At 70.4% G+C, this 23001-nt stretch carries 24 protein-coding genes; 12 read left to right on the forward strand and 12 right to left on the reverse strand.

What is annotated here, in order from left to right:
- Positions 1-6 precede the first annotated feature (6 nt).
- Positions 7-1992 carry a PQQ-dependent sugar dehydrogenase gene (locus AW271_RS39165; RefSeq protein ID WP_083977684.1) on the forward strand — a complete coding sequence of 662 codons (1986 nt, stop codon included), beginning with the start codon at positions 7-9 and terminating at the stop codon, positions 1990-1992.
- Positions 1993-2217: 225 nt separating this feature from the next.
- Entirely contained in the window at positions 2218-3045 is an 828-nt protein-coding gene (locus tag AW271_RS35015) for an aldo/keto reductase (RefSeq protein WP_062342094.1), read from the forward strand.
- Here the strand turns inward: AW271_RS35015 and AW271_RS35020 are convergent.
- Positions 3042-3428 carry a nuclear transport factor 2 family protein gene (locus tag AW271_RS35020; RefSeq protein WP_062342096.1) on the reverse strand — a complete coding sequence of 129 codons (387 nt, stop codon included), beginning with the start codon at positions 3426-3428 and terminating at the stop codon, positions 3042-3044. The genes AW271_RS35015 and AW271_RS35020 overlap by 4 nt on opposite strands.
- A gap of 149 nt (positions 3429-3577) precedes the next feature.
- On the opposite strand from AW271_RS35020, the gene AW271_RS35025 reads away from it, so the two are divergent.
- A complete protein-coding gene (locus AW271_RS35025; RefSeq protein WP_245653351.1) occupies positions 3578-4060 on the forward strand; it encodes a GNAT family N-acetyltransferase in 483 nt (160 codons plus the stop codon).
- Here the strand turns inward: AW271_RS35025 and AW271_RS35030 are convergent.
- Genes AW271_RS35030 through AW271_RS35050 form a run of 5 tightly spaced genes read right to left on the reverse strand, consistent with a single transcriptional unit; the run spans position 4057 to position 6771 of the window.
- Positions 4057-4656 carry a cation efflux transmembrane domain-containing protein gene (locus AW271_RS35030; RefSeq protein ID WP_062342100.1) on the reverse strand — a complete coding sequence of 200 codons (600 nt, stop codon included), beginning with the start codon at positions 4654-4656 and terminating at the stop codon, positions 4057-4059. The genes AW271_RS35025 and AW271_RS35030 overlap by 4 nt on opposite strands.
- A complete protein-coding gene (locus AW271_RS35035) occupies positions 4653-4994 on the reverse strand; it encodes an ArsR/SmtB family transcription factor (RefSeq protein WP_062342102.1) in 342 nt (113 codons plus the stop codon). The genes AW271_RS35030 and AW271_RS35035 overlap by 4 nt, the downstream gene beginning before the upstream one ends.
- A gap of 26 nt (positions 4995-5020) precedes the next feature.
- Entirely contained in the window at positions 5021-6103 is a 1083-nt protein-coding gene (locus AW271_RS35040) for a Zn-dependent alcohol dehydrogenase (protein ID WP_062342104.1), read from the reverse strand.
- A gap of 18 nt (positions 6104-6121) precedes the next feature.
- Positions 6122-6319 carry a ferredoxin gene (locus AW271_RS35045; protein ID WP_062342106.1) on the reverse strand — a complete coding sequence of 66 codons (198 nt, stop codon included), beginning with the start codon at positions 6317-6319 and terminating at the stop codon, positions 6122-6124.
- On the reverse strand, positions 6319-6771 hold the full coding sequence (locus AW271_RS35050; protein ID WP_062342108.1) for a pyridoxamine 5'-phosphate oxidase family protein: 453 nt from the start codon (positions 6769-6771) through the stop codon (positions 6319-6321). Before AW271_RS35050 ends, AW271_RS35045 begins: the two co-directional genes overlap by 1 nt.
- Positions 6772-6838: 67 nt before the next feature.
- Between AW271_RS35050 and AW271_RS35055 the strand changes: the two genes are divergently transcribed.
- The gene (locus AW271_RS35055; protein ID WP_062342110.1) at positions 6839-7453 is read left to right on the forward strand and encodes a class I SAM-dependent methyltransferase; all 615 of its coding nucleotides are present in this window, start codon (positions 6839-6841) and stop codon (positions 7451-7453) included.
- On the opposite strand, the gene AW271_RS35060 is transcribed toward AW271_RS35055, so the two are convergent.
- From AW271_RS35060 to AW271_RS35070, 3 genes are read right to left on the reverse strand one after another with little or no spacing between them, the layout of a single operon-like run.
- Positions 7450-8502 carry a prenyltransferase gene (locus tag AW271_RS35060; protein ID WP_062342112.1) on the reverse strand — a complete coding sequence of 351 codons (1053 nt, stop codon included), beginning with the start codon at positions 8500-8502 and terminating at the stop codon, positions 7450-7452. The genes AW271_RS35055 and AW271_RS35060 overlap by 4 nt on opposite strands.
- Positions 8499-9212 (reverse strand): class I SAM-dependent methyltransferase, encoded by a 714-nt coding sequence (locus AW271_RS35065; RefSeq protein WP_062342114.1) that lies wholly within the window; start codon positions 9210-9212, stop codon positions 8499-8501. The genes AW271_RS35060 and AW271_RS35065 overlap by 4 nt, the downstream gene beginning before the upstream one ends.
- Positions 9213-9232: 20 nt before the next feature.
- Positions 9233-10450: a glycosyltransferase family 4 protein gene (locus AW271_RS35070; protein ID WP_062342210.1), complete on the reverse strand. Its 1218-nt coding sequence runs from the start codon at positions 10448-10450 to the stop codon at positions 9233-9235.
- A 165-nt stretch (positions 10451-10615) separates the two neighbouring features.
- Between AW271_RS35070 and AW271_RS35075 the strand changes: the two genes are divergently transcribed.
- Both AW271_RS35075 and AW271_RS35080 read left to right on the forward strand, forming a co-directional pair.
- Positions 10616-11608 (forward strand): GDP-mannose 4,6-dehydratase, encoded by a 993-nt coding sequence (locus AW271_RS35075; protein WP_062342212.1) that lies wholly within the window; start codon positions 10616-10618, stop codon positions 11606-11608.
- A 285-nt stretch (positions 11609-11893) separates the two neighbouring features.
- Positions 11894-12346 (forward strand): hypothetical protein, encoded by a 453-nt coding sequence (locus tag AW271_RS35080; protein ID WP_062342116.1) that lies wholly within the window; start codon positions 11894-11896, stop codon positions 12344-12346.
- Between the two features lie 211 nt (positions 12347-12557).
- Here the strand turns inward: AW271_RS35080 and AW271_RS35085 are convergent, their stop codons facing one another.
- Positions 12558-13760: a cytochrome P450 gene (locus AW271_RS35085; protein ID WP_062342118.1), complete on the reverse strand. Its 1203-nt coding sequence runs from the start codon at positions 13758-13760 to the stop codon at positions 12558-12560.
- Positions 13761-13962: 202 nt separating this feature from the next.
- Here AW271_RS35085 and AW271_RS35090 point away from each other — a divergent pair, with 202 nt between their 5' ends.
- From AW271_RS35090 to AW271_RS41750, 6 genes are all read left to right on the forward strand, one after another.
- The gene (locus AW271_RS35090; protein ID WP_439649022.1) at positions 13963-14772 is read left to right on the forward strand and encodes a fumarylacetoacetate hydrolase family protein; all 810 of its coding nucleotides are present in this window, start codon (positions 13963-13965) and stop codon (positions 14770-14772) included.
- Entirely contained in the window at positions 14769-16070 is a 1302-nt protein-coding gene (locus AW271_RS35095; protein WP_245653352.1) for an L-fuconate dehydratase, read from the forward strand. Before AW271_RS35090 ends, AW271_RS35095 begins: the two co-directional genes overlap by 4 nt.
- Entirely contained in the window at positions 16067-16813 is a 747-nt protein-coding gene (locus AW271_RS35100; RefSeq protein WP_062342121.1) for an SDR family NAD(P)-dependent oxidoreductase, read from the forward strand. The genes AW271_RS35095 and AW271_RS35100 overlap by 4 nt, the downstream gene beginning before the upstream one ends.
- Before the next feature lie 3 nt (positions 16814-16816).
- Positions 16817-18073 (forward strand): aldo/keto reductase, encoded by a 1257-nt coding sequence (locus AW271_RS35105; protein WP_083977688.1) that lies wholly within the window; start codon positions 16817-16819, stop codon positions 18071-18073.
- A gap of 2 nt (positions 18074-18075) precedes the next feature.
- A complete protein-coding gene (locus tag AW271_RS35110; protein WP_062342123.1) occupies positions 18076-18909 on the forward strand; it encodes an amidohydrolase family protein in 834 nt (277 codons plus the stop codon).
- A 94-nt stretch (positions 18910-19003) separates the two neighbouring features.
- Positions 19004-20233, forward strand: a complete 1230-nt coding sequence (locus tag AW271_RS41750) for a C40 family peptidase (RefSeq protein ID WP_062342125.1) — start codon at positions 19004-19006, stop codon at positions 20231-20233.
- A gap of 668 nt (positions 20234-20901) precedes the next feature.
- Here the strand turns inward: AW271_RS41750 and AW271_RS35120 are convergent.
- Positions 20902-21582 (reverse strand): FadR/GntR family transcriptional regulator, encoded by a 681-nt coding sequence (locus AW271_RS35120; protein WP_369408512.1) that lies wholly within the window; start codon positions 21580-21582, stop codon positions 20902-20904.
- 21 nt (positions 21583-21603) lie between these two features.
- Positions 21604-22635 carry an MBL fold metallo-hydrolase gene (locus AW271_RS35125; protein ID WP_062342127.1) on the reverse strand — a complete coding sequence of 344 codons (1032 nt, stop codon included), beginning with the start codon at positions 22633-22635 and terminating at the stop codon, positions 21604-21606.
- Positions 22636-23001: the final 366 nt, after the last annotated feature.

Raw genomic sequence — 23001 nt, forward strand, 5'->3', positions numbered from 1 at the left:
CGCGCGATGCCCAAGCACCTGTCCTCGGCACTCTCCGTCGTCCTCTGCGCCGTGCTCGCCGCCACGGCGCTCGTCGTGACCCGGCCCGCCGCGGCGGAGACGGGCGGGTTCGACTTCACCCGGGCACAGGTCGTCGCCGTGGGGCTGCGGGTTCCCTGGGGCATGGCCTTCCTCCCCGACGGCAGCGCCCTCGTCTCCGAACGCGACACCGCGATCCTCGCGCGGGTGCGTCCCGGCACCTCGCCCGTACCGGTGACCACGGTCCCGAACGTGTACCACGGAGGCGAGGGGGGCCTGCTCGGCATCGCGCTCTCTCCCACGTTCGCGCAGGACCAGTACGTCTACGCGTACATCAGCTCCGCCTCCGACAACCGGGTGGTCCGCTTCCGGCTCAGCGCTCCGCATATCCAGCAGGTGATCATCGCCGGCATCCCCCGGGGCCAGACCCGCAACGGCGGGCGCATCGCGTTCGGCCCCGACGGCATGCTGTACGTGGCCACGGGCGACGTGGGCTATCCTCCGCACGCCCAGAGCACGAGCCTCGGCGGCAAGATCCTGCGTATCACCCGCGACGGCGCGGTCCCTGCGAACAACCCGTTCGCCGGCTCACCGGTCTACAGCTACGGCCACAGCAACGTGCAGGGCCTCGCCTGGGACGAGGCCGGCCGGCTGTACGCCACGGAATTCGGTCAGAACCTCCTGGACGAGATCAACTTCATCCGCCCGGGTCACAACTACGGCTGGCCCGCCTGCGAGGGCCCGTGCAGCAGCCCGAGCTTCACGAACCCCCTGGTGACCTGGAGCGCCGCCGAGGCGTCCCCCAGCGGCCTGGCGTACGCCAACAACACGCTCTTCGCCGCCGCCCTCGCCGGCAAACGCCTGTGGACGGTGCCGGTCAGCGGCGGCGCCATGGTGGGCGCCCCGGTGGCCGAACTGCAGGAACAGCCGGGCCGCCTGCGCACCGTGGCGCTCGGCCCGGACGGCTGGCTCTGGGTGACGACGAGCAACCGCGACGGCCGGGGCACGGTCCGCCCCGGCGACGACCTGATCATCCGCATCCCGCCCGCCGGCCCATCCGGCCCGTCACCCTCACCATCCGGCCCGGGGGTATCCCCGTCGACCAGCCCGTCACCGTCACCGGACGGCCCCTCCCCATGCCTTTCGCCGTCTCCCAGCCCGTCGCCGTCTCCCAGCCCGTCGCCGTCTCCCAGCCCGTCGCCGTCTCCCAGCCCGTCGCCGTCTCCCAGCCCGTCGCCGTCTCCCAGCCCGTCGCCGTCCCCCAGCGCCTCCCCCTCGCCCAGCGCCTCCCCGTCGCCCAGCCCTTCGCCCAGCCCCTCGCCCTCGCCCAGCCCCTCGCCCTCGCCTAGCGCATCGCCGTCGCCTAGCCCGTCACCGTCACCGGACGGCCCCTCCCCATCACCGTGCCCCTCGCCAACGCCTAGCCCGTCGCCGTCGCCCAGTCCGTCGCCCAGTCCGTCGCCCAGTCCGTCGCCCAGTCCGTCGCCCAGCCCTTCGCCTTCGCCCAGCCCATCACCGTGCCTCTCGCCAATGCCTAGCCCTTCGCCGTCGCCCAGCGTTTCGCCCAGCGCTTCGCCCAGCCCGTCCCCATCACCGAGCCCATCACCGTGCCCCTCGCCCTCACCCAGCCCTTCGCCCAGCGCATCACCCTCGCCCAGTCCGTCGCCGTCTACGGGTACGCGCTCCTGCGAAGCGACGATCCGGTTCTTTCTGCAGTGGACGACGGCTTCCTGGGGCGAGCTGACGGTGCGCAACACGGGAACGTTGCCCATCACCTCGTGGACCGTCAGCTTCAAGGTTCCCAACGGGCTGACCTACCTGCAGTTGGGCGGCTACCACCTGCCAGGAGCCACGGTGACCGTCACCCAGAGCGGGTTGTTGCCGCCGGGCAATTCGGTGACCGTGTCATTCCCGGTCGGCTGGGCCGGTGGCAACGTCGCGACTCCCTCGCCCATCACCTGCACGGCCAGGTGACGCCTCGGCCAGGGGATCGAGGCGGGGCCGATGCCCCGATCACTTCTGGACGCCGAAGGTGATCGTGCCGCGTGCACGAGGAGATCACCACTCCCGCTGACGCCCGACCGGGGTTCCACCGGCACGCACCCAAGACGTCACGGGTCACCGGGCATCCCACCCGCGAAGTCGTGTTCGCCCAGGCCCGGACGCGGCCTCGCACATCCCCGGCACCACTATGGAGTCATGTCTACTCACGTGACTCTCAACACCGGGCACTCCATGCCCCTCGTCGGACTTGGCACCTACCCCCTCCAGGGCCGGACGGCCGTCGACGCCGTGCTCACGGCGGTCGACGCCGGATATCGGCTTCTCGACACGGCCGCCAGTTATGGCAACGAGGCCGCCGTCGGGGCCGGGGTGCGCGAGTCGGGGTTGCCGCGGAAGGACTTCTTCGTCACGACCAAGCTTCGCGGGGAGGACCACGGGGCCGCCAAGGCGCGGGCCGCGCTCGAAGGGTCGTTGGAGCGCCTTGGGCTCGACTATGTCGATCTCTATCTCATCCACTGGCCGCTGCCCCGGCTCGGGCTCTATGTCGAGACCTACGTCGCGCTGCTCGAACTGGCGCGGGAGGGGCTCATCCGGTCGGTGGGGGTGTCGAACTTCACGCCTGAGCATCTCGACGCCGTGGTCAAGGAGACCGGGGTCCATCCCGCTGTCAACCAGCGGCAGGTGTCGCCCACCCACGCTCAGCAGGCGCTCGTCGACGCCACGCAGGGCGATCCGACGGTGCTGCAGGCCTGGAGTCCGCTGGAGCGGAACACGGGCATCCTGGAGCACCCGGTGATCGTCGAGATCGCCCGGCGGGTGGGCAAGGCCCCCTCGCAGGTGGTGTTGCGGTGGTTGCTCGACCGGGGGATCGGCGTGGTGCCGAAGTCGGGGGACGCCCGCCGGCAGCGGGAGAACATCGACCTCTTCGACTTCGGCCTCGACGCCGCCGACGTCGCGGCGATCACCGCGCTCGACACCGGGAAGCCCGTGCGGCTCGACCCCGAGACGCACGAGGAGTTCTAGATCGTCGTCACCACTGAGGTCTGCGGCGCGTAGAGGGGGGCCAGGTCGACGAAGACGCGGTAGTCGGTGATCAGGCCGTCGTCGCCCTTCGTCCAGATCGACACGGCCACCACGCCGACCTCGCTGTCGTCGAGCCGGGTGTAGGTCACCTCGGTCTCGGCGACGGTGTCGGCCCCGGCCGTCCAGGCGCGCACGATCCGGTGCCGCAGGCCGGCGATGGTGGAGAAGAAGCCGCGCAGGGCGGCCGCGGTGGCCTCGCGGCCCTGGGTGGGGTCGGCGTTGCCGAAGCGCATCGTGGCGTCCTCGGCCAGGAGCTGGACGAACTCGTCGGGGTCGAACGCGTCGACAACGTCGAAGACGCGCCGCGCCTCATCGTCGGACATACCGATCCTCCCTCACGTGATCACTGCCACTGAGGGGGACGATACGGAGGGAAGCGTTCTGCGGCGTATGTGCCGGGACGATATACTTCGATCATCATGTGCCTCTCCGGTCCGCCGGGGAGGCTTTTTTCATGCCCTCAGGAGCCCCCGTGCACGTCCGCCTCGCCACCGCCGCCGACCGGCCCACGGTCGAGAATCTCTGGCTCATGTTCCGCCACGACCTGTCCGAGTTCGTCGGCGTCGTGCCCAATCCCGACGGCGCCTTCCGCAGTGAACGTGTGCACGCCGCCTTCACCGACCCCGACTGGGCGCCCTACCTGATCGAGCGAGAACGGGCCCCGCTCGGCTTCGCCTTCGTCCGGGCCCTGAACGCCCCGACCAGGGTGCTGAACAGCTTCTTCGTCGTGCGCGCGGCCCGCCGTTCGGGCATCGGTCTGCGGGCCGTCCTGGACGTCGTCTCCCGCCACCCGGGCGCCTGGGACGTCGCCTTCCAGGACGTCAACCTGCCCGCCGTCGCCTTCTGGCGGCGGGCCGCCGCGACGGTCGCCGGGCCCGCCTGGACGGAGGAACGGCGGCCGGTGCCGGGGCGGCCCGACCTGCCGCCCGACACCTGGATCTCGTTCACGGCCTAGCTCGCGCAGCAGCCGCAGGCGTCGCCGCGCCAGGCGTCGCGCCCCTCCTTCACCGCCACGGCGGCGATGACCAGGGCGGCCAGCGGGTCGGCCCACGTCCAGCCGAAGAGGCTGTTGAGCGCCAGGCCCACCAGCAGGACGGCCGACAGGTAGGTGCACAACAGGGTCTGCTTGGAGTCGGCCAGGGCGCTGGCCGAACCGATCTCCCTGGCCGCGCGGCGTTGCGCGTACGACAACACCGGCATGACGACCAGGGACACGGCCGCCAGCACCAGGCCCACGGTCGAGTGGTCGGCCTCGCCCGCGCCCAGCAGCGCCCGGATGGCGTCGAAGGCGACGTAGGCGGCCAGGGCGAAGAACGACACCGCGATGACCCGTAACGCGGTCTTCTCGCGCCGCTCGTGGTCGGCCGAGGAGAACTGCCACGCCACCGCGGTGGCCGAGGCGACCTCCACGACCGAGTCGAGGCCGAAGCCGATGAGCGCCGCCGAGGAGGCGACGGTCCCGGCGGTGAGCGCGACCCCGGCCTCGACGACGTTGTAGGTGATCGTGGCCCCGACCAGCCACCGGATCCGGCGGACCGCGACGGCCGTCATGACGGCCGCAACACGATCTCGTGGCCGGTGGCCTGGAGCAGCTGCTCGGCCGAGGCCAGCAGGTCCATCAGCTCGGGGCGGGTGAGCGCGTAGAAGGACTGCCGCCCCTCGGTCCGGAAGTCGACCAGCCCGCAGCCGCGCAGGCACGCCAGGTGCTTCGACACGGTCGACTGGGCCAGGCCCAGTTCCCCGGTCAGGTCGACCACCCGGGCCTCGCCGCCGGCGAGCCGCCGCACGATGCGCAGCCGCGTCTCGTCGGCGAGCGAGTGGAAGAGCGCGGCGGCGGGGGTGACGCCGGACGCGATGTCGGCACTGACACAACGACTATCGATCGCCATATGGCGATGATAGCCCGCTTCGTCGATCAGAGCAGGACGATCTGCCGGAGCACTTCGCCGCCCCTCAGCGCCGTCACCGCGTCGTTGAGGTCGGTCAGCTGGATGCGGGAGCTGATCATGCTCTCCAGGTCGAGCTTGCCCGCCTTGTAGAGCCCCGCGAAGAACGGGAAGTCGCGGCGGACGTCGCTGCCCCCGTACAGGGAACTGAGGAGGTTCTTGCCGTCGAACAGGAGGCTGAAGGCGTTGAAGGGGACCATGTCGTCCATCGCGCCGGCGCCCACCACGATCACGTCGCCGCCGCGGCGGGTGGCCTGCCAGGCGGTCATGATGGCCTGGGACTTGCCGACGACCTCGAAGCCGTAGTCGAAGCCCTGGCCGCCGGTGAGCGTGCCGATGGCGTCCATGAGCTGGTCGGGGGTGCAGGCGTGGGTGGCGCCGACCTTCTTGGCCAGTTCGTGCTTCGACTCCAAGGGGTCGATCGCCAGGATCGTGGTCGCGCCGGAGATGCGGGCGCCCTGGATCACCGACAGGCCCACGCCGCCGCAGCCGACGACGGCCACCGACGTGCCGGGGCGGACCTTGGCGGTGTTCAGCGCGGCCCCGACGCCCGTGGTGATGCCGCAGCCGATCAGGGCCGCCATCTCGAACGGGACGTCGGCGTCGACCTTGATCGCGCCGCCGGCGGGCACCACGATCTCCTCGGCCCAGGTGCCGCAGCCGGCCATGCCGAAGGCGGGCTTGTCGCCGTCGAACTTGAAGGCGGGCTCGGTGAAGCCGCGCACGACCGAGGTCATGCACAGGTGCGGCTGGCCGTGGGAGCAACTGGGGCACGACCCGCAGGCCGGGGTCCAGTTGATGATCACGTGGTCACCGGGCGCGACGCTCGTCACGTGGTCGCCGACCTCGACGACCTCGCCGGCCCCCTCGTGGCCCGGCACCAGGGGCGCGGGCTGGGGGAGCACCCCCGAGATGGCCGACAGGTCGGAGTGGCAGACGCCGGTCGCCCTGATCCGGACCCGGACGTCCGACGGGCCGACCGGGATGAGGGTCAGGTCGTCGCGGATGTCGAGCTTGTCCGCGCCGATGGTGTGCAGCAGAGCGCCGCGCATGGGAACCTCCGGTGGTTTTTACTCTTCTTCGAGCGAAAGTGCCGCCTTCGGGCATGACCGGACCGCGTGCCTGACCCGGTCGATCATCTCGGCGGGGGGGTCTTCCAGCAGAACGTGCAGGTTGTCGTCGTCGTCGAGGTCGAACACCTCGGGGGCCAGGCCCACGCAGACCCCGTTGGCCTCACAGACGAGGTAGTCGACAATGACCTTCGGCATCAGGAGCTCCCGTGCAGTTTGCGGTGATCCCAGGAGACTACGCGCCCCGGCTCGACGATGTAGGCGACGCGCTTGCGTCCGGTCAGCTCCACATATGGGCGCATCGGTTCGGGGTCCTGGCCCGTCATCCGGGCCGTGATGCGCATGCCGGCGTCCATCACGTCGTCATAGGGGAGCGCGGTGCCGTAGATCGTCGTGCCGCGCAGCTCGGCGTAGTCGTCGCCCACCTCGACCAGGCAGGTCACCCGGGGGTCGCGGTCGATGTTGCGGGACTTCTGCGCCTTGCCGTAGGTCCAGAAGATCAACCGGCCGTCGTCGGACAACCCGTAGAACATGGTCACCAGGTGGGGCGTGCCGTCTTGGTTGATCGTGGCGAGCTGGAGTTTGCGGCCCTCTTTCAGCAGGGTGGCCACCTCTTCGCCGGTCATCACGATCCGCGCGCGCTGGTTCACGACCAGAAGTAGAACACGTTCCACCTGCGGGGACAAGGGTAGTCTCGGGCGGGTGACACACCCTCCGATGCCGGCACTTTTGCGGCACACCGCCGAGCGGGCCAAAGGATTCATGCCCCCCGACGAGGGCCAGGCCCTCTACGAGCTCGGTCGCCTGTACGGCTCCCGCGGCCCCATGGCCGAGATCGGCTCCTACTGCGGCAAGTCGGCCGTCTACCTGGGCGCCGCCGCCCGCGAGGCCGGCACGGTGCTGTTCACGGTCGACCACCACCGGGGCTCCGAGGAGATCCAGCCCGGCTGGGCCCACCACGACCCCACCCTGGTCGACCCCCGCTTCGGCCGGATGGACTCGCTGCCCTTCTTCCGCACCACCATCGCCACGGCCGGTCTCGAAGACGTCGTCGTCGCGGTCGTCGGCGCGTCGGCGACCGTGGCGGCCCACTGGCACACCCCACTGGGCCTGCTGTTCGTCGACGGCGGCCACTCCGAAGACCCGGTGACCCGCGACTACGAGGGCTGGGCGCCCCACGTGGTGCCGGGCGGAGTGCTGATCTTCCATGACGTTTATCCCGATCCGGCCGACGGCGGGCAGGCGCCGTACAAGATCTATCGCAGAGCCCTCGACGAGGGTTTCAAGGAGGTCCGGGTGACCGGCTCCCTGCGGGCCCTGGAGAGGGTCTAGGCGCGCGAGGCCGCCCGCTGGCAGCCGCAGTCGGCCGAGGCCCGGTCTTCGGCGAAGCCGCCCGCGTCGCGGAAGACGCCGTTGGCCGGGGTGGTGCGCGACAGCGCGTCGGCGGCCAGGACCACCGCCGCCGCCGTGTACGCCGACCGCTCGTTCGGGAAGTGGCGCTCGTTCACGAACTGCCAGCCGGTCCAGTAGCCGCCGTCGGGGTGGCGCAGGTGCTGCATCTCGGTGAAGACCTTCAGGGCCCGGTCGTCGTCGCCGACCGCGTCGAGGGTCAGCACCAGCTCGCACGACTCGGCGCCCGTCACCCACGGCTGGTCGGAGACGCAGCGGATGCCGAGGCCGGCCACCGCGAAGCGGTCCCAGTCGTCGTCGAGGCGGCGCAGCGCCCGCTCGCCGCGCAGGGCGCCGCCGAGCACCGGGTAGTACCAGTCCATCGAGAAGCGGCTCTTGTCGGCGAACGCCTCGGGGTGCTCCCGCAGCACGTGGCCCAGCCGGTCGGCCGCCAGCTCCCAGTCGGGCCGGGGGTCGCCCAGGCGTTCGGCCAGCCGCACCCCGCAGCGCAGGCCCTGGTAGATGGACGAACAGCCGGTCAGCAGCGCGTAGGAGCCGGGCGCCGCCTCCCAGACGATCTCGCCGCGCCGGGTCTGCAGCCCGGTCACGAAGTCGAGGGCCCGGCCGACCGCCGGCCACATCTCCCGGGCGAACGCCTCGTCGCCGGTGACCAGCAGGTCGTGCCAGACCCCGACGGCCACGTAGGCCGCGTGGTTCGACTCGCCCCGGTCTTCGAGCGGCTCGCCGTTCAGCACCTTCATCGGCCACGAGCCGTCGGGCCGCTGGTGCCGCCTGATCCACTCCCAGCCGCGCGCCGACGCCTCGCGCAGCCCGACCGCGGTCATCGCCATCAGGCACTCGACGTGGTTCCAGGCGTCGACGTGACCCTCGGGCCACGGCACGCCCCCGTCGGGCAGCTGGACGGCGGCGATGCTGGCTGCGGTGGCGGCGATCTCGTCGCCGGTCACGACCCCGGGCACCGCCGGGATCATGCGGGCTTCCGGGCGTAGAGGACCACGCTCTTGCCGATCACCGGGTTGAGGATCTGCTCGGCGATCCGGGTGACGGCGGGGCGCTTCATGATGTCCCACACCAGCAGCTCGTGGTAGGCCTTGGCGATCGGGTGGTCGTTGTTGTCGACCCCGACGGCGCACTTGATCCACCAGTAGGGCGTGTGCAGCCCGTGGGCGTGGTGGTGGTCGCCGATCTCCAGGCCCGACGACTTGAGCTTGGCCGACAACTCGGCCAGCGTGTAGATCCGGATGTGGCCGCCGGGGGCCGTGTGGTAGGCCTCGGAGAGCGCCCAGCAGACCCGCTCGGGCAGGAAGGCCGGCACGGTCACGGCCAGCAGCCCGCCGGGCTTCAGCACCCGGACGATCTCCTGCATCGCCGCCATGTCTTCGGGGATGTGCTCCAGCACCTCCGAGGCGATCACCCGGTCGAACGACGCGTCGGGGAAGGGCATGTCGAGCGCGGTGCCGACCACGGTCTCGGCGGTCGCGCCGTAGGGGACCTCGCCCTCCTTGTCCATGGCCGCGAACATCGCCGCCACCGACTCCATCTCGGCCGGGTCGAGGTCGAAGGCGACCACGTCGGCGCCCCGGCGCAGCACCTCGAAGGCGTGCCTGCCGCCACCGGCGCCCAGGTCGAGCACACGGTCTCCGGGCCCGACGGGCAGCCGGGCGAAATCGACGGTCAGCATCTCTCGGGGAACCCTTCGGGTCAGCGCGCGGCGATGGCCTCGCGGTAGGCCTCAACGGTCTTGCGCGCCACGACGGGCCACGCGTAACGCTCCATGACGCGGTCGAAGCCGCGCTTGCCGTACTCCTCCCGCAGGTCGGGGGAGTCGATCAGGCGGCGCAACGTGGCGGCCAGCTCCTCGGGGTCGCCCGGGGCGACCTGGACCGCGGCGTCGCCCACCACTTCGGGCAGGGCGCCGGTCCGGGACGCGATCAGCGGGGTCCCGCAGGCCATGTGCTCCACGGCGGGGAGCGAGAAGCCCTCGTACAGGGACGGGACCACGGAGATCTCGGAGGTGGCGATCAGCTCGCCGAGCTCGTCGTCGGAGATGCCGTGGACGAACCGCACCCGGTCGTGCAGCGAGAGCTCTGCCACGAGCTGTTCGGTCGGGCCGCCGGGGGTCGGCTTGCTGACGACGGTCAGGTTCACGTCGCGTTCGGTGGAGAGCTTGGCGACCGCGCGCAGGAGCGTCGCGACCCCCTTCATAGGGGAGTCGGCGCTGGCCACCGCCACGATCGAGCCCTTGCGCTTGGGCAGCTCGGGGCGGGGGTGGAAGAACCGGGTGTCCACGCCGAGCGGGATCAGGCGCAGGTTCGACTGCGGCACGCGGAAGTCGCGGTGGATGTCGGCCACCGACGACTCGCTGACGGTCAGGATCGGCTTGAGCCGCGCGGCGACGTAGGCCTGCATGCGGACGAAGCCGTACCAGCGCCGTTTGGAGACCTTCATCCAGCCCTCGGCGGCGGCCAGTTCGATCCGCCGGTCGACGCTGATGGGGTGGTGGATCGTGCCCACCACCGGGAAGTGCTTCTGGATGCCCAGCACGCCGTATCCGAGCGTCTGGTTGTCCTGGACGACGTCGAAGTCGCCGATCCGCTCCTTGAGCGCCCGGTAGGCCCGGAGGCTGAAGGTCAGCGGCTCGGGGAAGCCGGCCGTCCACATCGTGCCGACTTCGAGGAGGTCGATCCAGTCGCGGTATTCGCCCAGCTTGGGAGTGCGAAAAGGGTCTTCGTCCCGGTAGAGGTCGAGGCTCGGGACCTTGTTCAGGATCACGCCCTCGTCGAGCTCCGGATAGGGCTGACCAGAGAACACCTCGACGTGGTGACCCATCGCCACGAGCTCGCGGGTGATGTGGCGGAGATACACCCCCTGACCGCCGCAGGTGGGTTTGCTGCGATAGGACAGCAGTGCGACGCGCAGCCTCTCCACCCCGAAGCACCCCTTTCCGCCCCTGTAGGGGCACCTGAGATGACCTTAGCCTAGGCGGGTGGAATGCCGTTCGGTGGAACGTGTTCTACGAATGCGGCCCGGTCAGGGCCTTCGGGGTACATTCGCCTACAAAGTTCGCGTACGGAGGAGGACGTGTTGGCCAGACGCGCGTTGATCACGGGCATCACCGGTCAGGACGGCTCCTATCTCGCCGAACACCTGCTCGCCGAGGGCTACGAGGTGTGGGGGCTGGTCCGCGGCCAGTCGAACCCGCGCGTCGCCCGGCTGCCGAAGAACATCCACCTGGTCCGGGGCGACCTGCTCGACCAGGGGTCGCTCATCTCGGCCGTCGAGAAGGTCCGGCCCGACGAGGTCTACAACCTGGGCGCCATCTCGTTCGTGCCCATGTCGTGGGAGCAGGCCGAACTGACCGCCGAGGTCACCGGCATGGGCGTGCTGCGCATGCTGGAGGCGATCCGCGTCTGCTCCTCGCGCGGCGGCGAGATCCGCTTCTACCAGGCGTCGTCGTCGGAGATGTTCGGCCAGGTCCGCGAGACCCCGCAGACCGAGGTCACGCCCTTCCACCCGCGCTCGCCCTACGGCGTGGCCAAGGCCTACGGCCACTTCCTCACCCAGAACTACCGCGAGTCCTACGGCATGTACGCCGTCTCCGGCATCCTGTTCAACCACGAGTCGCCCCGCCGGGGAGCCGAGTTCGTCACCCGCAAGGTGTCGCTCGGCGTGGCCCGCATCAAACTGGGCCTGGCCACCGAGCTGCGCCTCGGCAACCTGGAGGCCCGCCGCGACTGGGGCTTCGCGGGCGACTACGTCCGGGCTATGCACCTGATGCTCCAGGCCGCCAAGCCGGAGGACTACGTCATCGGCACCGGCCGCACCCAGTCGGTGCGCGAACTCGTCGAGGCGGCCTTCGCGGCGGCCGGCCTCGACTGGGAACGCTACGTCGTCGCCGACCAGACGCTGCACCGCCCGGCCGAGGTCGACCTGCTCTGCGCCGACCCGAAGAAGGCCCGCACCCAGCTCGGCTGGGAGCCGACGGTGCCGTTCGAAGAGCTGATCGCGATGATGGTCGAGTCGGACCTCCGCCTCCTGAGCGAAGGCGGCGACCCCCAAGACTCCTCCTGGCCGTGAGGCGGCCGCGCGTGTCTTTGGCCGCGCCTCCGGCGCGGCGGCTCGCTGTGTTGATGGCCGCGCCTCCGGCGCGGCGGCTCGCTGTGTTGATGGCCGCGCCTCCGGCGCGGCGGCTCGCCCGCTTCATGCCCGTGCCTTCCCTCGTCGCTCCGGTTCGCTTCGCTCTCCTGCGCTCCTCAGTCCAGGCACGGGCGCGGGCGAGCACGTCCCCCATACGACTCAGGTTCTTGGCGTGCCGTAACGACTAATCGGGAACCGGGCACCGAAGATCGCTACTTTTTGTGCATGGGAAAACACGTTCTGTCGCTGATCGTGCTCGGTTCGGCGCTCTTGGCGCTGCCGACATCGCCGGCCCAGGCTCGGGCCTCCGGCTGCGGGCCCCAGCTCGAAGTGCGGAAGGGTGTCGCCAGTGTGGTGTGGCGGCTCTGCCTGGAAGACGGCAACTGGCCCCACGGCACCCTGACGGCCGACTGCCGGATCGCCGCGCCTTTCTGGACCGCCGTTCCCTGCTCGGTCAGGGGCAGGTTCGAGATCCAGCGGAACGGCAATCTTCTCGTGTCGGGGCCGTTCGGCGCGGCCAGCGACCCCAAGGGCCGCGTCGCCGTCGACCAGATCTTCACCTTCGCGTGCAAGGGCCAGGGCACCTACGCCTTCGCCGTCAAGGACGTCCTGTACTTCTCGCCGCTCCTCGGCGCCGTGGCCGTCCCCGACTCCTACACCACCCTCGCCGCCTGCTGACCACGCCAGGCGCCTTCCCTCAGTCGTATGGGGGACTTGCTCGCCCGCGCCCGTGCCTGGACTGAGGAGCGCAGGAGAGCGAAGCGAACCGGAGCGACGAGGGAAGGCACGGGCATGAGGCGGGCGAGCCGCCGCGCCGGAGGCGCGGCAGTAGACACGCGAGCCGCCGCGCGGAGGCGCGGCAGTCAGACAGGCGCGGCCATCAACAGGGCTAGAGAGATACCGGCAGGTCCTTGATGCCGTTGATGAAGTAGGACCTCAGGCGGCGGGCCTCGCCGGCCTGCTGGATCTTCGGGACGCGCTCCGACAGGACCTCGAACAGCACGCGGAGCTCCATCTTGGCGAGGTGGTTGCCGAGGCAGAAGTGGGCGCCGCCGCCGCCGAAGCCGAGCTGGGGGTTGGGGTCGCGGGTGACGTCGAAGACGTCCGGGTCGGCGAAGACCTCCTCGTCGCGGTTGGCGCCGGCGTAGAAGATGACGACCTTGTCGCCCTCCTTGATCTGCTGGCCGCGCAGCTCCATGTCCTGGGTGGCCGTGCGCTTGAACAGGTTGACGGGGGCCACCCACCGGACGATCTCGTCGGCCGCCGTCTTCGCCACCGACGGGTCGGCGACGAGTTTGGCCCACTCGCCGGGGTTCTCGAAGAGGGTCAGCATGCCGCCCGAGGCCGCGTTGCGGGTGGTCTCGTTGCCGGCCACCACCAGGAGCAGCACGAACAGGTCGAACTCCTCGACGCTCAGCTCCTCGCCGTCGTCGCCGGGCTGGAGCAACTTGGTCACCAGGTCGTCGCGGGGGTCGTCGCGGCGGGCCTCGGCCAGCTGGTTGGCGTAGGCGTAGACCTCCATCGGGGCCATCTGGCCCTCTTCCGGGCTGGCCGAGTAGTCGGGGTCGTCCATGCCGATCATGCGGTTGGACCACTCGAAGAGCTTGGCCCGGTCTTCGACCGGCGCGCCGAGGAGCTCGCAGATGACGTACAGGGGAAGCGGCGCGGCGATGTCGCGGACGAAGTCGACGCTCGGCTTCGCCTTGGCCTCGTCGATGAGTTCGTGGCAGATGTCGCGGATGTGGTCTTCCAGCTTGGAGATGGCGCGCGGGGTGAAGCCGCGGTTGACCAGCGAGCGGCGGCGGGTGTGCTCCGGCGGGTCCTGGTTCAGCATCATCAGCCGCTGGAGTTCGATCTCCGCCTCGCCCGGCTCCGGGAACAGCGCCAGCCGCCGGTGGGAGGAGAACAGGTCGCTGCGCCGCGACACGTGCACCACGTCGGAGTGCTTGGTCAGCGCCCAGAAGGGCGGCCAGCCCTCCATCTGCCCGCCCTCGTGGCGGAACACCGGGGCGTTGGCCCGCAACCAGGCGAACTGGTCGTGGGGGGCGCCGGAGGCCGCGTACCGATCCATGTCGACGAGGTCGATGTGCATCTGATCACCCGATCATCGTTGGGCGGAAGTGACGGTGGAACGTGTTCTAGCCAAGCATGTTTTCCGGCCTTACAGGTCATCCGATGTCTGAGCTTGACATGGAGGCAGGCGGGGCATCAGGCTTCCTCATGCAAACATCGGATGTATAGGGGGAGTCGTGAGGCTGCTTCGAGTAGGTGGAAAAGGCGCGGAACGCCCGGCCGTGCTCACAGACGACGAGCGGCTGCTCGACCTGGGCGAATTCCTCAACGGAGCCGATTTCACCCCGGACTTCTTCGCCTCGGGCGGCCTCGACCGGGTCCGTGCGGCACTGGCCGGCGACCCCCTTCCGGAGCTCGACCAGGACGGTCTGCGTATCGGTCCGCCCATCGCGCGGCCCGGAAAGATCGTATGCATTGGACTGAACTACCGCGACCACGCGGAGGAGTCCGGTGCCGCCGTTCCGACCGAGCCGGTGGTCTTCATGAAGGCCCCCAACACAGTCGTCGGACCTTTCGACGAGGTCCTGGTGCCCCGCGCCAGCGTGAAGACCGACTGGGAAGTCGAACTCGCCATCGTGATCGGCGCGACCTGCCGCTACCTCGCCTCGCACGAGGAGGCGCTGGCGGCCGTCGCCGGCTACACGGTCTCCAACGACGTGTCGGAGCGGGAGTTCCAGCTGGAGCGCGGCGGTCAGTGGGACAAGGGCAAGTCCTGCGAGACCTTCCAGCCGCTCGGGCCGTGGCTCGTCACCGCCGACGAGGTCGCCGACCCCCAGGCGCTCGGGCTGCGCCTCTGGGTGAACGGCGACCTGAAGCAGAACGGCGACACCAAGAACATGATCTTCGGCGTGGCCGAGATCGTGCGTTACCTCAGCCAGTTCATGGTCCTCGAACCCGGGGACGTGATCAACACCGGCACACCCGCCGGGGTCGCCCTGAGCGGCCTGCATCCCTACCTGAAGGAAGGCGACGTCATGGAGCTCGAGATCGACGGTCTCGGCCGGCAGCGGCAGACGGTGGGTCAGGCGTGACCACGGCCCGTCCGATCCACCCGCCCATCCAGTCGTTCCAGACCTTCGACATCCGGTTCCCGACGTCGCTGGAGCTCGACGGCTCCGACGCGATGAACCCCGACCCCGACTACTCGGCCGCCTACGTCGTGCTCTCCGACGGCGAGTGCGAGGGCCACGGCTTCGCGTTCACGATCGGCCGGGGCAACGACATCCAGACCGCCGCGATCCGCGCGCTGGAGCCCTACGTGCTCGGCCGCGACGTCAGCGACCTCGGCGCCCTCTACAAGGAGATGGTGTACGACAGCCAGCTCCGCTGGCTGGGCCCCGAGAAGGGCGTCATGCACATGGCGATCAGCGCGGTCGTCAACGCCCTGTGGGACCTGAAGGCCAAGCGCGAGGGCAAGCCCCTGTGGCGGCTGCTGGCCGAGATGTCGCCCGAGGAGATCGTCGGCCTGGTCGACTTCCGCTACATCGGCGACGAGCTCACCCCCGACGAGGCGCTGGAGATCCTGCGCCGCGCCGAGCCCGGCCGCGCCGAGCGCATCGAGAAGCTGCTGGAGACCGGCTACCCGGCGTACACGACCTCGCCCGGCTGGCTCGGCTACGACGACGAGAAGCTGCGCCGCCTCTGCAAGGAGGCCCTCGACGACGGCTTCAAGCAGATCAAGCTGAAGGTCGGCGCCGACCTGGAAGACGACGTGCGCCGCATGCGCATCGCCCGCGAGGTCTGCGGCGAGGGCTTCCCGATCGCCATCGACGCCAACCAGCGCTGGGACGTCGGCGCGGCGATCCACTGGATCAAGGAGCTCAGCCCCTACTCGCCCCACTGGGTCGAGGAGCCGACCAGCCCCGACGACGTGCTCGGCCACGCCACCATCGCGCGCGCCATCGCGCCGATCCCGGTGGCCACCGGCGAGCACGTCCAGAACCGGGTGATCTTCAAGCAGCTGCTGCAGAAGCGCGCGCTCTCCTACCTCCAGCTGGACGCCGCCCGCGTCGCGGGTGTGAACGAGAACATCGCGATCCTGCTGCTGGCCGCCAAGTTCGGCGTGCCGGTCTGCCCGCACGCCGGCGGCGTCGGCCTGTGCGAACTGGTGCAGCACCTGTCGATGTTCGACTATGTGTCGGTGACCGGAACCATGGAGAACCGCGTCATCGAGTACGTCGACCATCTGCACGAGCACTTCACCGACCCGGTCGTCGTGGAGAACGGCGTCTACCGGGCCCCGACCGCGCCCGGGTTCAGCGCCGAGATGCGGCCCGAGTCGATCGCGGCCCACCTGTTCCCCGACGGGCCGGTCTGGAGGGACGCATGAGCGAGTTCGCGGGCCTCAGGGCCCTGGTGACCGGCGGCGGCCAGGGCATCGGCCTGGCCATCGCCACGCTGCTGACCGAGCGCGGCGCCCGCGTGGCCTGCCTCGACCTCAACCCGCCCGGCGACCCGTTCGTGGGCGTCAAGGCCGACGTGTCCGACGACGCCTCGGTGCGCGCGGCCGTCGCGTCCGCCGCCGAGCAGCTCGGCGGGCTCGACATCGTCGTCAACAACGCCGGGATCGGCGCGGCCGGCACGGTCGCCGACAACGACGACGCCGAATGGTTGCGGGTGTACGACGTCAACGTCGTCGGCATGGTCCGGGTCACCCGGGCCGCCCTGCCCCACCTGCGCGAGTCGGGCCACGCCGCGATCGTCAACACCTGCTCGATCGCGGCCACGGCCGGGTTGCCCCAGCGGGCGCTCTACAGCGCGACGAAGGGCGCCGTCTACTCGCTGACGCTGGCGATGGCGGCCGACCACGTACAGGACGGGATCAGGGTCAACTGCGTCAACCCGGGCACCGCCGACACCCCGTGGGTCGGCCGGCTGCTCGACGCCGCCGCCGACCCGGCCGCCGAGCGGGCCGCGCTGAACGCCCGCCAGCCGATGGGCCGCCTGGTCTCCGCCGAGGAGGTCGCCCACGCGGTGGCCTACCTGGCCAGCCCGCTCGCCTCCGCCACCACCGGCACCTCGCTGGCGGTCGACGGCGGCATGCAGGGCCTGCGCCTGCGGCCGAGGAGCTGACACATGCAGCGCATCGCCCTGCGCACCCGGCTCAAGCCCGGCAGCGAGGCCGCCTACGACGCCGAGCACGCGCGGCTGCTGCCCGGCCTCGACCGGGCGATGCGCGAGGCCGGCGCCCGCGTGTGGCGGATCTGGCGCGACGGCCTCGACCTGTTCCACTACGTCGAGGTCGTCGACTACGCCGGCTTCCAGGCGCGGCTGGCCGGCGACCCGATCAACCAAGCCTGGCAGAAACAGATGAACCGCCACCTCGACGGCGACTTCGACCCGTCCGCCGGGCCTCTGCACAAAGTGTGGGAGATGTCGGGGGCTGTACGTCCGAGGGCTCCGTTCTCTACGGTTTTCGGCGTGACGACGACCTACGGCTTCGGTGCCGCCCCGATAGGCAACCTCTTCACCGCCCTCACCGACGACGACGCGTCGGCGACGATCGAGGCGGCGTGGGACGCGGGGATCCGCTACTTCGACACCGCGCCCCACTACGGGCTCGGCCTGTCGGAGCGCCGGCTCGGGAAGGTGCTGGCGGGCAAGCCGCGCGGCGAGTTCGTGCTCTCCACGAAGGTCGGCCGGCTGCTCGTGCCGGCCGACGGCGTGGGCAAGGACGACGACGGCTTCGACGTGCCGAAGACCCACACCCGGGTCTGGGACTTCTCCCGCGACGGCGTGCTGCGCTCGCTGGAGGAGTCGCTCGAACGGCTCGGCCTCGACTCCATCGACGTCGCCCTCATCCACGACCCCGACCACCACTGGGCGCAAGCCGTCGGGGAGGCGTTCCCCGCCCTGGCGGAGCTCCGCGACCAGGGTGTCGTGAAGGCCGTCGGCGTCGGCATGAACCAGTGGCCGATGCTGGCCGACTTCGTCCGCGAGACCGACATCGACACTGTCCTGCTGGCCGGCCGCCACACGCTGCTCGACCAGTCGGCCGCCGCCGAACTGCTTCCGCTGTGCGTCCGGCGCGGCGTGTCGGTGGTCGCCGGAGGCGTCTTCAACAGCGGCCTGCTGGCCCGCCACGACCTCGTCGGGGGCACGTTCAACTACGCGCCCGCCCCCGACGACGTGCTCGCCCGCGCCCGGGAGATCGCCGACCTGTGCGAGAAGCACGGCGTGACCCTGCCGCAGGCCGCCATGGCGTTCCCGCTGCGTCACCCGGCGGTGACGACGGTCGTCATGGGCATGAGATCCGTGCAGGAGGTTCGGGGGAACATGGAACTGGCCGCCCGGCCCGTTCCCGAGGCTCTGTGGGAGGAGCTGGGGTTCTGACCATGATCGACGCGCATCACCACCTTTGGGACCCGTCCCGCCGCGACTACCCGTGGATGTCCGGCGCGGCGCTCGCGCCGATCAGGCGCCCCTTCGGCCTGCCCGAACTGCGGGCCACCGGCGCCACCGGCACCGTGCTCGTGCAGACCGTCTCCTCGGTCGAGGAGACCCGCGAGTTCCTGCGGACGGCGCTGGAGTCCGACGGACTCATCAAGGGCGTCGTGGGCTGGGTCGACCTGACCGCCCCCGACGTCGCCGACGTCCTGGCCGAACTGCGGGAGGGCCCGGGAGGCCACCTGCTGGTCGGCATCCGCCACCAGGTCCAGGACGAACCCGACCCCGAGTGGCTGGCCCGCCCCGACGTCGTGCGCGGCCTGCGCGCGGTCGCGTCGGCCGGGCTGGCGTACGACCTGCTGGTGCTCGTCCACCAGCTCAAGACGGCCCGCCAGGTCGTGGCCGACCTGCCCGACGCCCGGTTCGTGCTCGACCACGCCGCCAAACCGCCCGTCGCCAGCGGGCTGATGGAACCGTGGGCGACCGAGATCGAGGGCCTGGCCGAACTCGACAACGTGACGTGCAAGATCTCCGGCCTGGTGACCGAAGCCAGCTGGACCGACTGGACCCCCGGTCAGCTCCAGCCCTACGTGGAGCACGTGCTGGAATATTTCGGCGCGGAAAGGGTCATGTTCGGCTCAGACTGGCCCGTCTGCCTCCTTGCCGCGACGTATGGCGAGGTAGTGGAGACAACTAAGGATTTCACCAGTGGGCTGAGCGGAGACGAACAGTCGTACATCTACGAGTCGACGGCACAGAAGGTGTACCGCCTGAAGCCATAAGCGGTTATCCACAGAACGGCGTTCAAGGACGCGCGCTCAGCGTTACCCCCCGGACTCTTGGGTCGCCCTGTCTTTCCCGACCCAGGAGTTCCGGATGCTCACAACGCTCCTCACCGCCATCCTCTGCACCCCCCACCCGGGCGCGGAGCCGCTGCCGTGCCCGGCACCGGCCTCCTTCCGGTACGTCAACCTGGACGAACCTGACGAGCTGGACGAACTGATCGACCTGGCCGAACTGGCCGAACGCTGGGGCCACACGTGGCCGCCGCCGGAGTGGGACGGCTTCGACCCGTGGGCCGCCGATGGGCCGTGGGCCGAAGCCTGGGACGACTTCGCCTTCGCCGAGCCCTTCGCCGAGCCCGGTGAGACCGTCGGGGGCGTCTTCGGCCCGTCCGACCGAGGCCCTCGCCCCTCGACGTGGGGAGGGCGCCCGCTGCAGGACGGCTGGCCCATCCTCGACGGTCGTACCTGGCCGGGTCAGGAGCGCGGGTCAGCCGCAGACGGGGGTGTGCGCCCGCTCCAAGACGGCGGGGCGCTGGTGGACGGAGGCGCGCGTCCGCCCCAGAACGGCGGCGCTCTTGTGGACGGGGGTGCGCGCCCGCGTCAGGCTGGCGGCGCCCTCGTGGACGGGGGTGCGCGACCGGGTCAGGATCGTGGGGCCGTCCTCGACGGGGTCGCGCGTCCGGGGCAGGACGGCGTGGTCACTCTCGACCCGGAGGTGCGTTCTCCGCAGGAGGAAACCAGCTCGCAGCCCGAGGGCGGGAAACCGAGGTCTGACGATCGCGGTCCCCGGAGCAAGTCGGAGGAGCCTCCCGGCGTCGACGTCGAGCCCCGAAAGAAGCGGGATGACCGCGAGCCGCGCAAGGACGGTGAGAACACCACCCCCCGCGACGCCACCCCCGGAGCGATCGCGTTGCGGGCCGCGACCAAGTGGCTCGGCATTCCCTACGTGTGGGGCGGCGGCAACGCCAACGGGCCGAGCCGGGGCGTCGGCAAGGGGGCGGGCCGGGTCGGCTTCGACTGTTCGGGTCTGACCCTCGCGGCCTGGGCCAAGGCCGGCGTGACCCTGGGGCATTACACGGGCACCCAGATCAAACAGGGCAAATCCGTGCAGACCAAGGACCTGCTCCCCGGCGACCTGCTGTTCTTCGGCGCGACGAAGACCGACCCGTCCCACGTCGGCCTCTACGCGGGGGATGGCGACATGATCCACGCTCCCAAGACGGGAGACGTCGTCAAACGCGTCGAGGTCCTGGCAGCCCCGGTCTGGATGAAACGCTTCCAGGGCGCGGTCCGCCCCCAACGGCCGTCGTCGAAGGTGTGAGGCCCGGCGTCGGGCTGTCGTGGAGTCTCCGATCACGGGCAGATGCCCGGCACGACAGGCCCTGCCGGGTGGCTGCTCTCGCTGGCCCGATCCTGTGGCGGGCGCGGCATATGACGTGAGTCTGCGGACATCGCGCGCATCGGGTGGCTCCACGCTTTGCCTGAATACGAGAACGGTGGTGTGCAAACCGAGGGCGCGTAGGAGGGGACGGCTGCGCACGAGAAATGAGCGCCCTCGGCTGGCCGGAGGGCGCACAGCCTTCGAGGGCAGGCCCAAGCGTGCACGAGAGCGCTATCTCTCTCAAGAGATGGGGCGCGACACGGAAGAGCGTGCAAGACGAAAGGGCGCCCGCTCATAGGGCTGTGCGCGACGGAAGCGTGCCCGTTCGTGAGGGGTTGCGTGATTTGGCGACCGCGTTCAAGTGGAAGCGCGTCCGGTTCGTGAGAGGTGTGCGATCTGGGGTGTGTGAGACGGAAACGTGCCCGTTCGCGAGGGGCGGGCGCGCCCCGGGGTGTGCAAAACGGAAGCGCGCCCGTGTGTAAGGGCTGGGCGCGACCTGACGAGGGCGTGCCAGGCGAAAGCGCACCTGTTCGCAAGAGACGGGGCGTACAAGGCGGAAGCGCGCCCGTTTCAAGAGGGCGGGCGCGCTTCGTGGGACTCGCTGAACGTCAGAGTGCCTGACGCAGCCACGACTCCACGTCGGCGATGTGGACCGTCGCCCACGAGTGGGCCACCTCGGGCTGGCGGGCCGCTATCGCGCCGTAGATGGCGTAGTGCTGGTCGAGGGTCTTGCTCGGGGCGTTCGACTGGGTCAGGCCGCGCCAGATGCGGGCCCGGGTCGTCGGGCCCGACAGGCTCTCGATCAGGGAGCAGAGGACCGCGTTGCCGGAGCCCTCGGCGATGCGCTGGTGGAACTCGAGGTCGTTGGCGACCAGCTGTTCGACCGTGGGGTTCTCGGGGAGGGAGTCGAGGATCTTGCGGAGTTCCTCGATGCCGGCGTCGGTCATGTTGACGGCGGCCTTGGAGGTGGCGGCGGGTTCGAGGATGCGGCGGACCTCGAAGAACTGAAGCACGGTGTCGTCGCGGTGGAAGTCGACCACGAACGAGAGGGCGTCGAGGAGCAGGCGGGGTTCGAGGCTGGTGACGTAGGTGCCGTCGCCCTGGCGCACGTCGAGGACGTTGATCAGCGCGAGCGCGCGCACCGCCTCACGCAGGGAGTTCCGGGAGAGTCCGAGCCGTTCGGCGAGGTCGGCCTCTTTGGGGAGCCGGGCTCCCGGCGCCAGCTCTCCGTTGAGGATCATGTCTTTGATCCGGTCTATCGCCGTATCGGTTACCGCCACGCCTCGCACCCACCCTCAGACATCCGATGTCTAGGAGTGTACGACGAACGTGACCGGATCACCTCCCGTGCGCCTGACCAATCCCCGCACCTCCAGTGTCCGCAGGTGCGCCGCGGCCTCCCCGGCGGCCATCCCGCGCAACATCGGGGCCAGGTCCTCCCAGCGCCGGTTCCAGGTCATGAGCGACGCGGCGGTCCAGATCGTCAGCGGCCGGTCGGCCTCGACCATCGAGGCCAGCAGCTTGGTCAGCTTGTCCTCGTGGTGATCGGCGATCTCTCCGGCGCGGGCGGCGACGTCGGCGAACGTCCACTCGTGGGCGGGGAGGGCCTCCAACGGGCCGAACATGGCGATCTTGTCGAGGGAGGCCAGGAACTCGCCGAGTGGGTCGATATCGGTGCGATCGTAGGGATACATCCCGATATGGGGAGTGATGCCCGGCAGCACGTGGTCACCGGTGAAGACCCGATCACCGTCTTCGAGATGGAGACAGATGTGCCCGGGGGAGTGCCCGGGGGTCCAGACGGTCCGCAACCGCCGCCCCGGCACGTCGACGAGCGCGCCGTCGGCCAGGTGGACGTCGGGGATCGCGGGGGGCGTGGGGGCGTCCATGATGGCGGCCGGCAGTTCCTCGGGCGAGGCGCCCGCCCGGCGCAGCATGTCGGTCTGCATCCGTGGACGATCCTCGGCGGCCGCCATGTCGTGGAACATGCGCACCATCTCGGCGTCGGCCTCGTGCATCGCGATCCACCCGCCGGACGCCTCCCTGACCTGCCCGGCGAGCCCGGCGTGGTCGGGGTGGTAGTGCGTCACGACGACCCCGCGCACGTCGGCGAGCGCGATGCCCGCCTGCCCGAGCCCGCTCTCGAGCGCCTGGAACGCCTCGGGGTGGTTCCACCCGGCGTCGATCAGGACCGGCCCGGTGGGCGACTCGACGGCGTAGACGAGCGTGTACCCGAGCGGATTGCCCGGTATGGGCACCGGCACGCTCCACACCCCGTCACCGAGATCGGTGACCTTCTGGGCCGAGTAGGCACGCCGCGTCCGCACATCCCGCTCACTCATCCGGCCCCCATCAAGCGCTTGTTACCGTGACCATGGTCCCAAACCCAGACGACCACCACATTCCGCCCTCCCCTTTCACGCCATCGCCCCACGTCACCACGCCTCCGAGAGGGCGACCGAAGTGGTCCGACACACGGTTGGCGTCACGGCTTCGGAATCGAAGCCGAATGCCGGAGTGAGTTGCGCGCTGCTGAGGACAGACGCGGCCGCGGAACGGCAACGGCAGACAAGCGTCGAGGCGACTCCGAATGTGGACACGGCTTTGAAGCCATGCCAACCGCAGAATGCCGAGGTGTGTCGCGCGCCTCCGGGCGCGGACATGGCTTTGGATCCGTACCGGCGGTAGAGCACCGGGGTGACTCGTGT

This window comes from Herbidospora sakaeratensis, assembly GCF_001570525.1.
Classification (GTDB): domain Bacteria; phylum Actinomycetota; class Actinomycetes; order Streptosporangiales; family Streptosporangiaceae; genus Herbidospora; species Herbidospora sakaeratensis.

Coding starts and splice junctions, on each gene's coding strand:
- AW271_RS39165 (WP_083977684.1), top strand. CDS start 7: ATGCCCAAGCACCTGTCCTCGGCACTCTCCGTCGTCCTCTGCGCCGTG.
- AW271_RS35015 (WP_062342094.1), top strand. CDS start 2,218: ATGTCTACTCACGTGACTCTCAACACCGGGCACTCCATGCCCCTCGTC.
- AW271_RS35020 (WP_062342096.1), bottom strand. CDS start 3,428: ATGTCCGACGATGAGGCGCGGCGCGTCTTCGACGTTGTCGACGCGTTC.
- AW271_RS35030 (WP_062342100.1), bottom strand. CDS start 4,656: ATGACGGCCGTCGCGGTCCGCCGGATCCGGTGGCTGGTCGGGGCCACG.
- AW271_RS35035 (WP_062342102.1), bottom strand. CDS start 4,994: ATGGCGATCGATAGTCGTTGTGTCAGTGCCGACATCGCGTCCGGCGTC.
- AW271_RS35040 (WP_062342104.1), bottom strand. CDS start 6,103: ATGCGCGGCGCTCTGCTGCACACCATCGGCGCGGACAAGCTCGACATC.
- AW271_RS35045 (WP_062342106.1), bottom strand. CDS start 6,319: ATGCCGAAGGTCATTGTCGACTACCTCGTCTGTGAGGCCAACGGGGTC.
- AW271_RS35055 (WP_062342110.1), top strand. CDS start 6,839: ATGCCGGCACTTTTGCGGCACACCGCCGAGCGGGCCAAAGGATTCATG.
- AW271_RS35060 (WP_062342112.1), bottom strand. CDS start 8,502: ATGATCCCGGCGGTGCCCGGGGTCGTGACCGGCGACGAGATCGCCGCC.
- AW271_RS35065 (WP_062342114.1), bottom strand. CDS start 9,212: ATGCTGACCGTCGATTTCGCCCGGCTGCCCGTCGGGCCCGGAGACCGT.
- AW271_RS35080 (WP_062342116.1), top strand. CDS start 11,894: ATGGGAAAACACGTTCTGTCGCTGATCGTGCTCGGTTCGGCGCTCTTG.
- AW271_RS35085 (WP_062342118.1), bottom strand. CDS start 13,760: ATGCACATCGACCTCGTCGACATGGATCGGTACGCGGCCTCCGGCGCC.
- AW271_RS35100 (WP_062342121.1), top strand. CDS start 16,067: ATGAGCGAGTTCGCGGGCCTCAGGGCCCTGGTGACCGGCGGCGGCCAG.
- AW271_RS35105 (WP_083977688.1), top strand. CDS start 16,817: ATGCAGCGCATCGCCCTGCGCACCCGGCTCAAGCCCGGCAGCGAGGCC.
- AW271_RS35110 (WP_062342123.1), top strand. CDS start 18,076: ATGATCGACGCGCATCACCACCTTTGGGACCCGTCCCGCCGCGACTAC.
- AW271_RS41750 (WP_062342125.1), top strand. CDS start 19,004: ATGCTCACAACGCTCCTCACCGCCATCCTCTGCACCCCCCACCCGGGC.
- AW271_RS35125 (WP_062342127.1), bottom strand. CDS start 22,635: ATGAGTGAGCGGGATGTGCGGACGCGGCGTGCCTACTCGGCCCAGAAG.